General features: G+C 52.4%; 1 protein-coding gene. It reads left to right on the top strand.

The features are described from left to right. Nucleotides 1–206: NTP transferase domain-containing protein (locus FDX22_RS22085; protein ID WP_186805430.1), on the top strand; the 206-nt coding region annotated here is incomplete at both ends.

Genomic DNA, 206 nt, shown 5'->3' with positions numbered 1-206 from the left:
ATTGGCCGATTATCCTGGTCCACTGGCCGGAATGCTGTCGGTATTCCTGCAACAAACAGGAGACTGGTTTCTATTCTGCCCGTGCGATATGCCCTATATTCCTCACGATCTGGTCACACGTTTGAAGGAACAGCGCAAAGCTGCACCGGTTGTCTGGGTGCATGATGGTGAAAGAGATCACCCAACCATTGCGCTGATGCACCGCT

It is taken from the genome of Citrobacter sp. TBCS-14 (genome assembly GCF_005280805.1).
GTDB classification, from domain to species: domain Bacteria; phylum Pseudomonadota; class Gammaproteobacteria; order Enterobacterales; family Enterobacteriaceae; genus Citrobacter; species Citrobacter gillenii.
The sequence above is the reverse complement of the archived record's forward strand: the minus strand, read 5'-3'. Positions and strand labels throughout refer to the sequence as shown.